Origin of the sequence: Quadrisphaera sp. DSM 44207, from assembly GCF_900101335.1 — a bacterium.
Lineage (GTDB): Bacteria > Actinomycetota > Actinomycetes > Actinomycetales > Quadrisphaeraceae > DSM-44207.
In genome coordinates, this window is sequence record NZ_FNKA01000003.1 from 47,822 (window position 1) to 61,284 (window position 13,463).

Annotated in this window: 11 protein-coding genes; 4 read left to right on the forward strand and 7 right to left on the reverse strand. The window is 77.3% G+C overall.

The window, feature by feature from the left end:
- Positions 1 to 69: 69 nt before the first annotated feature.
- Both BLS82_RS10625 and BLS82_RS10630 read right to left on the reverse strand, forming a co-directional pair.
- Entirely contained in the window at positions 70 to 5,124 is a 5,055-nt protein-coding gene (locus BLS82_RS10625) for an NAD-glutamate dehydrogenase (protein ID WP_092865473.1), read from the reverse strand.
- A 108-nt stretch (positions 5,125 to 5,232) separates the two neighbouring features.
- On the reverse strand, positions 5,233 to 5,820 hold the full coding sequence (locus tag BLS82_RS10630) for a TetR/AcrR family transcriptional regulator (protein WP_218123833.1): 588 nt from the start codon (positions 5,818 to 5,820) through the stop codon (positions 5,233 to 5,235).
- 109 nt (positions 5,821 to 5,929) lie between these two features.
- On the opposite strand from BLS82_RS10630, the gene BLS82_RS10635 reads away from it, so the two are divergent.
- Positions 5,930 to 6,886 (forward strand): NAD(P)-dependent alcohol dehydrogenase, encoded by a 957-nt coding sequence (locus BLS82_RS10635; RefSeq protein WP_092865479.1) that lies wholly within the window; start codon positions 5,930 to 5,932, stop codon positions 6,884 to 6,886.
- A 67-nt stretch (positions 6,887 to 6,953) separates the two neighbouring features.
- Here the strand turns inward: BLS82_RS10635 and BLS82_RS10640 are convergent, their stop codons facing one another.
- Positions 6,954 to 7,946 carry an NADPH:quinone reductase gene (locus BLS82_RS10640; protein WP_092866882.1) on the reverse strand — a complete coding sequence of 331 codons (993 nt, stop codon included), beginning with the start codon at positions 7,944 to 7,946 and terminating at the stop codon, positions 6,954 to 6,956.
- Positions 7,947 to 8,113: 167 nt separating this feature from the next.
- Here BLS82_RS10640 and BLS82_RS10645 point away from each other — a divergent pair, with 167 nt between their 5' ends.
- Entirely contained in the window at positions 8,114 to 8,458 is a 345-nt protein-coding gene (locus BLS82_RS10645; protein ID WP_143028816.1) for a hypothetical protein, read from the forward strand.
- On the opposite strand, the gene BLS82_RS10650 is transcribed toward BLS82_RS10645, so the two are convergent.
- Positions 8,425 to 8,610, reverse strand: a complete 186-nt coding sequence (locus BLS82_RS10650; protein ID WP_092865485.1) for a hypothetical protein — start codon at positions 8,608 to 8,610, stop codon at positions 8,425 to 8,427. The two genes, BLS82_RS10645 and BLS82_RS10650, sit on opposite strands and share 34 nt — an antisense overlap.
- Positions 8,611 to 8,818: 208 nt before the next feature.
- Here BLS82_RS10650 and BLS82_RS10655 point away from each other — a divergent pair, with 208 nt between their 5' ends.
- Together BLS82_RS10655 and glpX are read left to right on the forward strand one after the other, a co-directional pair.
- Positions 8,819 to 9,925, forward strand: coding sequence for an SRPBCC family protein (locus BLS82_RS10655; RefSeq protein ID WP_176819051.1), 1,107 nt, complete (start codon positions 8,819 to 8,821; stop codon positions 9,923 to 9,925).
- 85 nt (positions 9,926 to 10,010) lie between these two features.
- Positions 10,011 to 11,000: a class II fructose-bisphosphatase gene (glpX, locus tag BLS82_RS10660; RefSeq protein WP_092865491.1), complete on the forward strand. Its 990-nt coding sequence runs from the start codon at positions 10,011 to 10,013 to the stop codon at positions 10,998 to 11,000.
- Between the two features lie 36 nt (positions 11,001 to 11,036).
- On the opposite strand, the gene BLS82_RS10665 is transcribed toward glpX, so the two are convergent.
- From BLS82_RS10665 to BLS82_RS10675, 3 genes are all read right to left on the reverse strand, one after another.
- Positions 11,037 to 11,861 carry an HpcH/HpaI aldolase family protein gene (locus tag BLS82_RS10665; RefSeq protein WP_176819052.1) on the reverse strand — a complete coding sequence of 275 codons (825 nt, stop codon included), beginning with the start codon at positions 11,859 to 11,861 and terminating at the stop codon, positions 11,037 to 11,039.
- A 132-nt stretch (positions 11,862 to 11,993) separates the two neighbouring features.
- Positions 11,994 to 12,851 carry an SDR family oxidoreductase gene (locus BLS82_RS10670; protein ID WP_092865497.1) on the reverse strand — a complete coding sequence of 286 codons (858 nt, stop codon included), beginning with the start codon at positions 12,849 to 12,851 and terminating at the stop codon, positions 11,994 to 11,996.
- A 95-nt stretch (positions 12,852 to 12,946) separates the two neighbouring features.
- Positions 12,947 to 13,294, reverse strand: coding sequence for a hypothetical protein (locus tag BLS82_RS10675; protein WP_092865500.1), 348 nt, complete (start codon positions 13,292 to 13,294; stop codon positions 12,947 to 12,949).
- Between the last annotated feature and the right edge of the window lie 169 nt (positions 13,295 to 13,463).

Below are 13,463 nucleotides of genomic sequence, written 5' to 3' on the forward strand. Positions count from 1 at the left end.
GTGCTGCTGCTCGGTGGGGCGGTGACGCATCGTCGCAGAGGCACGACCCGCCGCGCACGGACCCTCGGCTCAGGCCGACCCGGAGCGCACGACGGACCGCAGCGAGCGCAGCGCCACCGACAGCGGGGCCAGGTCGCTGCGCTCCTGGCCCCGGACCTCCGCCAGCGTGGTGCGCACCCGCTCCAGCTGCCCGGCGTTGCCCCGCTCCCACGCCTCCACCCGCTCCGCCGGGTCGCCGGTGCCGGTGGCGGTGCCGGTGGCGGTGCCGGTGGCGGTGCCGGTGGCGGTGCCGGTGAGCACCGCGCGGGTCAGCCCGGCGAGCACGGCGTACAGGTCGTCGCGCAGCGCCGCGCGCGCGAGCGCCTGCCACCGGTCGTCGCGCGGCAGGCGGCTGATGCTCGAGAGCAGCGCGTCGGCGCCGTAGCGCTCGGAGACGCAGAAGTACACGGGCGCCACCTCGTCGGGGTCGAGGCCCTCCGCCGCGGCCACCTCCGTGATGTCGAGCAGGGAGAACGCGTCGAGCAGGCCCGCGCAGCGCTCGGCCAGCTCGCGCGGCACGCCCTCGTCGACGAGGAGCGCGACGGCCCGCTCGAAGCGCTCCCGCTCGGCGCCGACGAGCAGCTCCCCGACCCGTCCGGACCACCGCTGCACGATCGGGCGGAACCGCGCCACCTCCGCCTCGACGTCGACGTCCTCCTTGAGGTTCTGCACGAACCACCGCGTGGCGCGGTCCAGCAGCCGCCGCAGCTCCAGGCGCAGGCGGGTCTGGACGGCGGTGGGCACGGCGCCGTCCAGGGCCGCGACCTCGGCGGCGAAGCCGACGGCGTCCACGACGTCGCGGCAGGCGGCGTAGGCGCGCACGACGTGCTCGGGGCTGGCGCCGGTCTCCTCGACCGCGCGGTGCACGAAGGTGATCCCCGCGCGGTTGACGAGGTCGTTGACGAGGCAGGTGGTGACGATCTCCCGGCGCAGCTGGTGGTGCTCGAGGCGGTCGGGGTAGCGCTGCACGAGCTGGTGCGGGAAGTAGTCGCGCAGCAGGTGGCCGAACGCCGGGTCGTCCGGCAGGGACGTCGCCAGCAGGTGCGCGGCGAGGGCGTTCTTCACGTGCGCCATGAGCACGGCGAGCTCGGGGGAGGTCAGGCCCAGGCCCCGCGCGGCGCGGTCGGCCACGGCCGCGTCGTCCGGCAGCGCCTCCAGCTCGCGGTCGAGCGCGCCCTGGGCCGCCAGCGCCGCCACCAGCCGCCGGTGCACCGGCAGCATCGAGGGCGCCTGGGCGCGGGCGGTGGTCAGCAGCGCGTTCTGCTCGTCGTTGTCGCGCAGCACCACGGCCGCGACGTCGTCCGTCATCTCCGCCAGCAGCAGGTCGCGCTGCTTGGTCGTCAGGTCGCCGGTGGCGACGACGTCCGCGAGCAGGATCTTGATGTTGACCTCGTGGTCGGAGCAGTCCACGCCCGCGGAGTTGTCGACCGCGTCGGTGTTCAGGCGCACCCCGGCCAGCGCCGCCTCGACCCGCCCGCGCTGGGTCAGGCCCAGGTTGCCGCCCTCGCCGACGACGCGGGCGCGCAGCTGCGGCGCGTCGACGCGCACGGCGTCGTTGGCCCGGTCCCCGACGTCGGCGTGCGTCTCGGTGGAGGCCTTCACGTACGTGCCGATGCCCCCGTTCCACAGCAGGTCCACGGGCGCGGCCAGGACGGCGCGCACGACCTCGGCGGGCGGGAGGCGGGTGGTGCCCTCCGGCAGCCCGAGCGCCCGCACCGCCTGGGCGGAGAGGGGGATCGACTTCGCGGAGCGCTCGAAGACCCCGCCGCCCTGGCTGATCAGCGCCGGGTCGTAGTCGGCCCAGGAGGAGCGCGGCAGCGCGAACAGCCGCCGCCGCTCGGCGAAGGACGCCGCGGGGTCGGGGTCGGGATCGAGGAGCACGTGGCGGTGGTCGAACGCCGCGACGAGCCTCACGTGCTCGCTCAGCAGCATGCCGTTGCCGAACACGTCGCCGCTCATGTCGCCGATCCCGGCCACCGTGATGTCGGTGGTCCGGGGGTCCACGCCCAGCTCGCGGAAGTGGTGGCGCACCGAGACCCACGCGCCGCGGGCGGTGATGCCCATGGCCTTGTGGTCGTACCCGGCCGAGCCGCCGGAGGCGAAGGCGTCGCCGAGCCAGAAGCCGTGCTCGGCGGCGATGGCGTTGGCGGTGTCGGAGAACGTCGCGGTGCCCTTGTCGGCGGCCACGACGAGGTAGGGGTCGTCGCCGTCGTGGCGGACGACGGACGGCGGCGGCTGCACCCGCCGCCGCCCCGGCGCCTGCGGGTCCACGACGAGGTCGTCGGTGACGTCGAGCAGCCCGTGCACGAAGGTGCGGTAGGCGCGCAGCCCCTCGGCCAGCCACGCCTCCCGGTCGACCGCGGGGTCGGGCAGGGCCTTGGCGACGAAGCCGCCCTTGGCGCCGGTGGGCACGATGACGGCGTTCTTCACCGTCTGCGCCCTGACCAGCCCCAGCACCTCCGTGCGGAAGTCCTCGCGCCGGTCGCTCCAGCGCAGCCCGCCGCGCGCGACGGCGCCGAAGCGCAGGTGCACGCCCTCCACGCGCGGGGAGTACACCCAGATCTCGTACGCCGGGCGCGGCTCGGGCAGGTCGGGCAGGCGCCGGGGGTCGAGCTTGAGCACCACGTGCGCCTTCGGGCGCCCGTCGGCGCCCACCTGGTAGGCGTTGGTGCGCAGCGCCGCCAGCACCAGCGCCAGGAACGAGCGCAGGATCCGGTCGTGGTCGAGGCTGGCGACGTCGTCCAGGCGCGCCCGCAGCTCCTCGGCGAGGGCGTCGACGACCTCGCCGGGAGCGGCGAGGGCCTCCCCGCCGGACGTCGTCCCCCGCGGCGCGAAGCGGGCCTCGAACAGGCGCACCAGCTCGCGCGCGAGGGGCGCGTTCGCCACGAGGCACTGCTCGAGGTACTCGTGGGAGAACGTCGAGCCCGCCTGGCGCAGGTAGCGGGCGCAGGCGCGCAGCACGACCACCTGGCGCCAGGACAGGCCGGCGCGCAGCACCAGCTGGTCGAAGCCGTCGGACTCGCTGCGCCCGTCCCACGCCGCGATCAGGGCCTCGGTGAACAGCGCGCCGGCGCCCTCCTCGACGCCGGGCGGCAGGCGCAGCCCGAAGTCGTACACCCACGCCTGCCGGCCGTCGCCGCCGTCGAGGTGGTACGGCCGCTCGTCGACGACCTCGACGCCGAGGTTGCGCAGCAGCGGCAGCACGCGCGTGAGCGACAGCGGCCGGCAGCGCACCAGCTTGATCCGGCGCTCGTCCGGCGCGGCGCCCACCGGCTGGTACAGGTGCGTGCGCACGACCCGGTCGACGTCCTCCTCGTCGCCGAGGGCCGCTGCCTCCTCCGCCACGGCCTGCACGCGGCGCAGGTCCGCCACCGCCACCTGGGCGGGGAAGTCCTCCTTGTACGCCTCCGGGAACGCCCGGCCCCACGCGCGGCGCAGGTGCGCGGCCTCCTCCTCGCCGAGCTCGGCGCGCAGCGCGTCGGCGAGGTCCTCGTCCCAGGTGCGCGTGGCCTCCACCAGCCGCCGCTGCAGGGCGTCGGCGTCGACGTCGGGCAGGTCCCGCCCCGGGGGCACGCGCACCACGAAGTGGACCCGCGCCAGCACCGACTCGCTCACCCGCGTGGTGAAGTCGACCGAGGAGGCGCCGAAGGCCTCCTCCAGCACGGCCTGCATCCGCAGGCGCACCGGCGTGGTGTACCGGTCGCGCGGGAGGAAGACCAGCGCCGACTCGAACCGGCCGTACTCGTCGCGGCGCAGGAACAGGCGGGTGCAGCGGCGCTCCTGCAGGTGCAGCACCGCCACCGCCGTCTCGTGCAGCTCCTCCACGCCCATCTGGAACAGCTCGTCGCGCGGGTAGGTCTCCAGCACCGTCAGCAGGTCCTTGCCCGAGTGCGAGCCCGCCGCGAACCCCGAGCGCGCCAGCACCGCGGCGACCTTCGCGTCCAGCAGCGGCACCCGGCGCACGCTCTCGGTGTACGCCGCCGACGCGAACAGGCCCAGGAAGCGGCGCTCGCCGACCACCCGCCCCTGCGCGTCGAAGGACTTCACGCCGACGTAGTCGAGGTAGGCGGGCCGGTGCACGGTCGCGCGCGAGTTCGCCTTGGTCAGCACGAGCACCCGCCGCTCGCGGGCCCGGGCGCGCACGCGCGGGGGCAGGCGCGCGAAGCTGTCGCTGCCCCGCCCGTCGCCGTCCGCCCGCCCCGGGCCCTCGTCCTGCGCCCGGGAGCGCGCCTCGCGCAGGATCCCCAGCCCCGTGCCGGGCACCACGCGCAGCACGTCCTCGCCGCCGACCTGGGCCAGCACGTACTCGCGGTGCCCGAGGAAGGTGAAGTTCTCGTCCGCGAGCCAGCGCAGCAGGCGCTCGGCGTCGCGGGCCTCGCCCTCCAGCCCGGACGGCGGCCGCGTCGCCATCTCCTCCGCCACCGCCAGGGCGGCCGCGCGCATCGGCGCCCAGTCCTCCACCGCCGCCCGCACGTCGTCCAGCACCCGCTCGACGCCGCGGGTGATGGCCTGCAGGTCCGCGTCGTCGCTCTCGCGGTCGACCTCGACGTGCATCCACGACTCGGCGAGCGCGTCCTGCGGCCACGACGGGTCGCGCCCGCCCGCCGGCAGGTCGGACGTCGAGACGTCGAGCACCTCGAGCAGCCGCCCCTCGGCGTCGCGCCGGACGACGAAGGTCGGGTGGACGACGAGGTGGATCGCCCGCTCCAGGCGCGTGAGCTCGGCGGTGACGGAGTCGACGAGGAAGGGCATGTCGTCGGTGACGACCTCGACGACGGTGTGGCCGGTGCTCCACCCGTGCTCGTCCACCGTCGGCGTCAGCGCGCGCATCAGCGCCGTGCCGGGCCGCCGCTGCGCGGCGGAGCGACGGTGGCTCAGGCACGCCCCGGCGACGTCCACCGGGTCGCGCTCGGTGAGGTCCTCGTCGGCGACGTGCCGGTAGTAGCGCCCCAGCAGCGTCCGCAGCTCCTCGGCGGCCCGGCCGGAGCCGGCGGCCGCGGCGGCGGCGCGGTCGAGCGCCTCGGCGCGGGGGTCCTCGGCGTGCGAGGCGTCCTCGGTGCGCGCGCGCACCACCTGCGCGGACATGGTGTCGCACCTCCTCGTGGTGCACCGATGCTCCCAGGGGCGCGGGGAGGCGTCCAGGCGCCCCGCCGACGAGGCGCCGGTCCGATCGGCGCCGGCTCGGACCGGTCGTCACCGGCCGGGTCGTGCGCGCATCCCGTCGATCGCCACGTCCAGCAGGCGGACCGCCGCGCCCTCGTCAGCACTGCGCTCGGCGACCAGCGAGATGGCGTTGACGAGCGCGAGCAGGTCGTCGAGGGAGACGTCGGGGCGCACGGCGCCCGCCGCGCGGGCCGCCTCCAGCAGCTGACCGCCTGCGTCGCTGACCATCGCGTGGCAGGTGCCGCCCTGCTCCTCCGGACCGGCGGCGCGGGCGCCGTCCAGCAGGGAGGCGGCCAGGCCCCGCGTGGCCGAGGCGTGGGCGCCGAGGGCACGGAGCCAGGCGGCGAGCGCCGTCGCGGGCTCGCAGTCGCGGGCCAGCTCGCGCGCTCGGGCGCAGAGCACCTCGACGCGGTCGTGGAACACCGCCTCCAGCAGGGCCACCCGGGAGGGGAAGTGCCGGTGCAGCGTGGCGGAACCGACGCCGGCCCGGCGCGCGACCTCCTCCAGCGAGGCCTCGGCCCCGTGCTGCGCGAAGGCCGCCTCGGCCGCGGCGAGGATCCGCTCGCGGTTGCGCCGCGCGTCCGCGCGCAGCGCCCGCGGCGTGGTGGCACCGGGCACGGCGTCCTCCGTCGCTCGACAACCGGGGTGGTCTTCCATATCGTACCGAGGATCAACCGGGGTGGCCCTCCGCTTCGGTGTCCGCCCGGTGTCGGTGTCAGGAGCTCTCGTGCGCGCGGTCCGGTACCACCAGTACGGCCCTCCGGAGGTCCTCCGCGTCGAGGAGGTGCCACCCCCGCAGGCCGGTGCGGGAGAGGTGCTGGTGGAGGTACACGCGGCGAGCGTGGGCGGCGGCGAGCTCGCGATCAGGTCGGGCGGGCTCCGCCGGCTCCTGCGCCTGCGGCTGCCCCAGGGCGTCGGCGTCGACTTCGCCGGCCGGGTCGCCGCCGCGGGCGCCGGCGTGCGGGGAGCACGGGTCGGGGACGCGGTGTGGGGCCTCCTGCCGCACGGCGCGTTCGGCAGCACCGCCGAGCACGTCGTCGTCCCCGAGCGCAGGCTCGGGCCGGCTCCGCGCGACGTGGACCTCGTCGCGGCCGCCGCGCTGCCGGCGGTGGGCACCACCGCGATCACCGCCTTGGTGGAGCGGGCGCGGCTGCGCAGCGGCGAGCGCCTCCTCGTCCGCGGCGCCAGCGGCGGCCTCGGCAGCACCGCCGTGCAGCTCGGCAAGGCCCTCGGTGCGCACGTGACCGCGCTCGCCGGCGCCCGGAACCTGGACTGGGTCGCCGAGCTCGGCGCCGACACCGTGCTGGACCACCGCAGGACCGCGCCGGCGGACCTCGGCCGCTTCGACGTCGTCCTCGACGCCGTCGGCACCGACCTGGCCGCCTACCGCCGCACGCTCACCCGCAACGGCCGCATGCTGGCGCTGGCGCTGGACCCGCACCACCCGGTCAGGTCCGCCGCGTTCGTGGCCTGGAGCGGGATCGCCCACCGCGGACGGGTGCAGGCCTTCAGCAACGACCCGTCCGCTGAGCGCATCGCCGAGCTGACCCGGTACGTCGAGTCGGGCGCGATCCGCCCCCTGCTCGACACGGTCTTCCCGATGGACGACGTCGCGGAGGCCCACCGCAGGCTCGAGGCCGGTGGAGTGCGCGGCAAGCACGTCATCGCGGTGCGGGGCGCGTGACGGACCGGGCCGGCGGTGGTGCCCGACCCGGGTCGGTCCGTGTCCCGGGTCGGTCCGGTGTCCCGGGTCAGTCCGGTATCGCGAGCAGGACGCGCTCGCGGGTGCCGGCGTCGACGCGGTCGTGGGCCTCCGCCGCGCGCTCGAGGGGCAGGGGATCGCCGATCGCGATCGACAGGGCGCCCTCGGCGGCCGCGGCGGTCAGATCCGCGGCCGCCTCGTCCTCGGCCTCGGCCGGGAAGTCGTCGCTGCCGAGCAGGCGGATGGTGACGTTGTCGAACAGCATCGGCCAGAACGGGAGGTCCGGGCGCTCGGCCCGGGTGGCGTAGGCGGCGAGGACGGCCCCGTTCCTCACCACGGCGGCGTCGAGGTCGACGTTGTCGGAGAACGCGACCTCGACGATCCGGTCCACCCCTCCCGGGGCGTGCGCGCGGACGGCGCCGGCCGGGTCGGGCCCGTCGAGCGCGACCACGTGCGCGAGCACGTGCGCGAGGCCGGAGGCGCCCACCCGCGCCAGGTCGCCGCTGCGCCGCACGGTGCCGATCACGCTCGCGCCGCCCCGGTGCGCCAGCTGCGCGGCCAGCGCCCCGACCCCGCCGAGGACGCCGTGCACCAGGACGGTGGCGCCGGTGACGGGACCGTCGGCGAACACGGCCCGGTGGGCGGTGGTGCCGGGGATGCCCAGGCACGCCCCGACCTCGTCCGGCACGCCGTCCGGGAGGTCGACGGCCAGCCGGTCGGGGACGACCGCGGCCTGCGCGGCGGTGCCGGACGGCCGGTAGGACTGGGCGCCCCGGACCCACACCCGCCGGCCGACCCTGCCCGGGTCGACGCCCTCGCCGACGGCGTCGACGACCCCCGCGCCGTCGCTGTGCGGGACGACGCGCGGGAACGGCATCGTCGAGCCCAGCCATCCGCGGCGCTTCTTGGTGTCGCCGGGGTTGACGCCGGAGAGGCGCAGCCGCACCCGGACCTCGCCCGGGCCGGGCTGCGGGTCGGGCAGCTCGCCGACCTGCAGCACCTGCCCCGCCGGACCCTGCCGCTCGTACCAGACCGCGCGCACGCGCTCCTCCTCCACCCCTCGGTGATCACCGGCCCCGCATCATCCTCACGGATGACGCAGGACCACCCGGACGGCGGACGCCCGTGCCGCGCGCCCGGGGCAGGGTCGTCACCATGGTCATCCGGCTCGCTGCCGCCCCACCCGCGGCTCCCTCGACCGTCGCGGTCGTGGACCGCGACCGCTTCTCCTCGCTCACCGGCGACCGGGCGGACGGCGTCCGGCTGCCCGCGTGGGCCGAGGCGGACCCGCGCTGGTGGCCGCTGGCGCTCGCGTGGGCGGACGCGCACGGCGACCCGGTGGCCGCCGTCCTCGTGGCGTGCCGCCACGTGCCCGGCACCGGCCGCTTCCTCGCCGTCCTGACCTCCGCGCCGGTGCTGCTCCGGGAGCCCGGCTCCGCCCCGGAGGAGGTCCTGGGCGCGTGGCTGCCCGCGGCGACCGCGCTGCTGCACCGCCGGGGCGCGTTCGCCGTGCGAGCCGGTCACGGCCGGTCCGTGCGCGAGCGTGCGCGCTGAGCGCGGCGGGGGCCCTCGCCGAAGCGGGTGCCGCGCGGGGCGACGAGCGGGGGCTCGACGGCCCGGCCCACGGCCGCCAGGCGACCGGCGCCCGCGCTCACGAGCACCACGGCGCCGAGGACGACTCCGAGGACCAGCAGGAGAGCGGACACGAGGCCTCCCTCGATGCCGACGCGGTGTCGGCGACGAGATCCATGCTGTTCGTCCCGCGTTGCGCGGACATCGGTCGTCGGTGGGGACGTCCGTCAGCCTTCGGGAGGAGCCGCACGGCGCGTCGTCCTCCTGCGGAGCAGGGCCCGGAGCACCCGGGTGCACCAGAGGACCAACGGATGCCGGCGACGCCGGCGGGAAGGAGCACCGATGCACCAGCACCAGCACCAGCACGGGCACCAGCACGGGCACCAGCACGGGCACCAGCAGGGGCACCAGCAGGGGCACCAGCACGGGCACCGGCACGGGCACGGGCGCGCGGGGCGGAGCATGGCCCAGGAGGGCTACCGCATCCGGATGGCGGCGGCGACCGAGGCGGTCGCCCTCGGCCACCCCGAGGTCGACGTGGAGCACCTGCTGCTCGGCCTGCTCGTCGTGGGCGGGCCGAGCGCCCGGGCGCTGATCAGCACCGGAGCCGACCTGCGCGGGCTGCGGCGGGCCGTGGCCGAGGTGGCCGAGGAGGACCCGTCCGACCCGGGGGCCGCCGAGCCGCGTGGCCCCGGGGCGCGCGCCGCCACCTGGCGCGCCGCGCCGTCCGTGCCCCTGGGCCGCCGGGCCCGGTACCTCCTGGAGAGCGCGCCCTTCCGCGGTGACGACCGCGGGCTCCTGCGGGTCCTGCTCGACGACGAGGACCGGCGCGCCCAGGTCCTGCTCGAGCACGCCGGCGTCGACGTCGACGCGCTCAGCGACCGGGTGCGGTGCGACGAGGCCCCTCCCGGTGCAGCACCGGACGCCGTCGCGGACGACCGCGCCGCCGCGGAGGACGCCGTCACAGAGGACCGCGCCGCCGCGGAGGACCACGCAGCGCTGCGCGGTCCGGCGCCGGCGGGCGCGGCCTGGGCGGAGGCCTCCTGCTCCCAGCTCGTGCCCGCCCCGGTCGAGCGCGTCTGGGCGCTCGTCAGCGACCCGTCGCGCCGGCCGCAGTGGGACTTCGCGTCCACGGCCGTCACGGTCACCGCCGACGGCCTCGAGCAGTGGACCCGGCCGGACGGGAGCGCGGTGACCCGGGCGGTGGTCCAGGTCGAGCCCGGGCGCGCCATCGCCTGGCGCGAGCACGGGAGCGGCAGCGCCGCCGGGACCGCGGACCACGGCGTCCTGCAGCTGGTGCTGCACCCGAGCGGGCAGACCACGCGGGTGCACCTGCGGCGCAGCTGGCTCGTGCGGGGTCGGGCGTGGCGCCTGGCCGGTCCGCTGCTGGTGCGGATGGCGCGCGCCCGGCTGCGCGTCCAGGCCCACGGCATCGCCCAGGCCGCCTGAGCCCGGCAGCAGCCGCCGGGTGCGCCGGCGCGCGGCTCCTGGGAACCTGGCGGACCACCACCGGCGCAGCAGGAGAGGCGAGCGGATGCCCCAGGAGACCCCCCGTCCCACCCAGGTGGACCACCCCGACCGCAACCTGGCGCTCGACCTCGTGCGCGCCACCGAGGCGGCGGCCATCCGCGCCGTCCCGTTCATCGGCAGGGGCGACAAGAACGCCGTCGACGCCGCGGCGGTGGACGCCATGCGCGCCTTCCTCGGCACCGTGGACTTCGACGGCGTGGTCGTCATCGGCGAGGGCGAGAAGGACCAGGCGCCGATGCTCTACAACGGGGAACGGGTCGGCAACGGCCGCGGGCCCGCCTGCGACGTCGCGGTCGACCCCGTCGACGGCACCGCGCTGGCCGCCGCCGGCCGGCTGAACGCGCTGTCGGTGATCGCGGTCGCCGACCGCGGCTCCATGCTCGACGCCTCCAGCGTCTTCTACATGGACAAGCTCGTCACCGGCCCGGAGGGCGTCGGCGTCGTCGACGTCCGCCGGCCGATCGGCGAGAACATCCGCGCCCTGGCGCAGGCCAAGGGCAAGCCGGTGCAGGCGGTGCAGGTCGCCATCCTCGACCGCCCCCGCCACGAGGACCTCGTCCGGCAGATCCGCGAGGCGGGCGCCGGGACCCGCCTGCTGCTCGACGGGGACGTCGCCGGCGGCATCAACGCCGCCCGCGAGGACAGCCGCATCGACATGTGCGTCGGTATCGGCGGCAGCCCCGAGGGCGTCGTGACGGCCTGCGCCGTCAAGGCCCTCGGCGGGGTGATCCAGACCCGCCTGGCCCCCCGCGACGACGCCGAGCGCCAGCGCGGCACCGACGCCGGCCTGGACATGGACCGCGTCTACGAGGCCGACGACCTCGTCGCCTCCGACAACACCTTCTTCGTGGCCACGGGCGTCACGGACGGCGGCCTGGTCGACGGCGTGCGCGAGCGCGGGTCCACGATCCGCACGGAGTCGGTCGTGCTGCGCGCGCGCTCGGGCACGGTGCGCCGGATCGTGGCCGACCACCTGACCGAGAAGTGGCTCTGAGCGGCGGCGCTCAGCCGTCGTCCGGGCCCGCGGCGCTCAGCCGCGCTCAGCCGCGCCGGTCAGCTCCCGCCAGGTCCGCTCGGCCGCCGCGCGCAGCAGCGCGGTGTCCTGCGCGGCGGTGAGCATGCGCACCCCGCGCCCGGCCCAGTGCGTCGCCATCTCGACGTCCGAGCAGTGCAGGCCCGCGACGACGCCGGCCTCGCGGCACGCGTCGACGACCCGCGCGACGAGCCGGTCGACCTCGGGGGAGTCGCGGTAGGTGGCGCGCCCGTGCCCGCAGCCGAGCGCCAGGTCGTTGGGTCCGACGTAGACGCCGTCGACGCCCGGCACCCGCACGATCTCCTCCAGCGCGTCGACGCCGGCGCGGGTCTCGACCATGACGAGGCAGAGGACGGCGGCGTCGTGCTCGGCGGGCGGCGGGGCGCCGCCGGGCAGCGCGTCGGCCCACATCGGGCCCCAGCTGCGGCTGCCGGCGGGCGGGAACCGGCAGGCCGAGGCGGCGCGGGCGGCGTCCTCGGCCGAGTCGACCATCGGCACCAGCACGGCGGCCGCCCCGGCGTCGAGGGCGCGCATGACCGCCGCCGGCTCGTTCCACGGCACCCGCACCACCGGCGCGCGGCCGGCGGCCCGCATGGCCTGCAGCAGCCCCGGCAGCTGGCCCGGGGCGGCCAGGCCGTGCTGCAGGTCGACGCAGACGTAGTCGAAGGGCCCGGCGGCCACCAGCTCGGCGACGGCCGGGTCGGCGAGGTGGTTCCACAGCCCGAAGGCCGGGCGGTCCTGGGCCCACAGCTCGCGCAGCCGTGCCGCGCTACGGGCGGCGACGCCGGAGCTGCCGGAGCTGCCGGAGCTGCGGTCTTCCACGGTGCCTCCTCGGCTCGGGCGGCCGCTCGCGCGCGGCCGCGTCCTCGCAGGCACTGTCCTGCGTCCGGCCCCCGAGCGCACCCGGGTGGGCGGCCGCCGTCCGCCGTCCGCCGGGTGTCGTGGCCGTGCGCGTCAGCGCGCGGCGGCCCGGACGGCGTCGGCCAGCGGCGTGCTGGGCCGCCCGAGCAGGGAGACCAGGTCGGTGTCCGGCGCGTCCAGGTCGCCGCGGGCGGTCGCCTCCTCCAGGGCGGCGACGAAGCGCGCGCTGCCCTCGTCCAGGCCCGCCCCCACGAGCTCGGCGACGAGGTCGTGGGGGCTCACGTCGCGGTAGCGGACCCGGGTGCCGGTCACCTGCGTGATCGTCGCGGCCAGGTCCGCCATCGTGAAGGGGCTGCCGGCCAGCTCGTAGACGGCGCCCTCGTGGCCCTCGCCCGCCAGCGCGGCAGCGGCCGCGGCGGCGTAGTCGGCCCGCGTCGCCGCGGCGACGCGCCCCTGCCCGGAGGCGCCGACGACCTCCCCGGTCGCCAGGTGCTGGGCGAGGCGGTCGGTGTAGTTCTCCGCGTACCAGCCGTTGCGCAGCAGGGTCCACGCCAGCCCCGAGCCGCGCAGCACCTCCTCGGTGGCCCGGTGCTCGGGCGCCAGCGGGTTCTGCGTCGTGCCCGCGCGCAGGATGCTCGTGTAGGCGACGCGCCCGACGCCGGCGTCCCGTGCGGCCTCGACGACCGCGGTGTGCTGGGCGACGCGCCGCCCGACCTCGTCCCCGGAGACCAGCAGCACGCTCGCCACCCCCTCCAGCGCCGGGCGCAGGATCTGCGGACGGCTGTAGTCGCCCTCGCGCACCTGCACGCCGAGCTCGGCGAGGTCGCCGGCGCGCGAGGGGGTGCGGGCGAGGGCGACGACGTCGCCCGCCGGCACGCCGCGCTCGAGCAGCGACCGGACGACGAGGCGGCCGAGGCGGCCGGTGGCGGCGGTGACGGCGAGGACGGGCACGGGACCTCCTGGGTCGTGGACGGCACCGGCGGCAACCGCCGCGGCGCCGCCCGTCATCCCGCGCCGGTGGTCCCGCCGGTGGTCCCCGCCGGCGCTCAGCCGTCGAGGAGCTGGTCCGCGGGGACGGACAGGTGCACGGCGTCGCCCTCCACGGCGCGGATCCGGTCCGCCTCGACGTACCCGTGACCGCTGAGGACGCCGCTGCGGTCGACGCGGACGTACCCCACGCGCAGCATCCGCTCGGCCGCCTGCGGGTGCACCCGGGGCCCGCTGCCGAAGGCCCGCGCCACGTCCTCCAGCAGGCCGCCGCCGGGGTCCACCTCCTGCCCTGCGGAGGTGAGCGCCTCGGGGTCGCCGGCCTTCAGGTCGTCGACGGTGCCGACGTCCGCGCCGGTGCTGTCGATCACGCGCATGCCCACGCGCACCTGGTCCATCACGTCCACGGTCGCCTCCTCGTCGGTGGTGGTCCTCCAGGCTGGCGGGCCCGGACGCCGCGCACGCGCCCGCCCGGGCTTCCGACACGACCTCGTCGCCGCACCGACGCCGGAGCGTCACGGTCGCGGGCGCAGGTGGAGATCTCGTGACGACCCCCCGCACCGGGCGCCGTCCCGC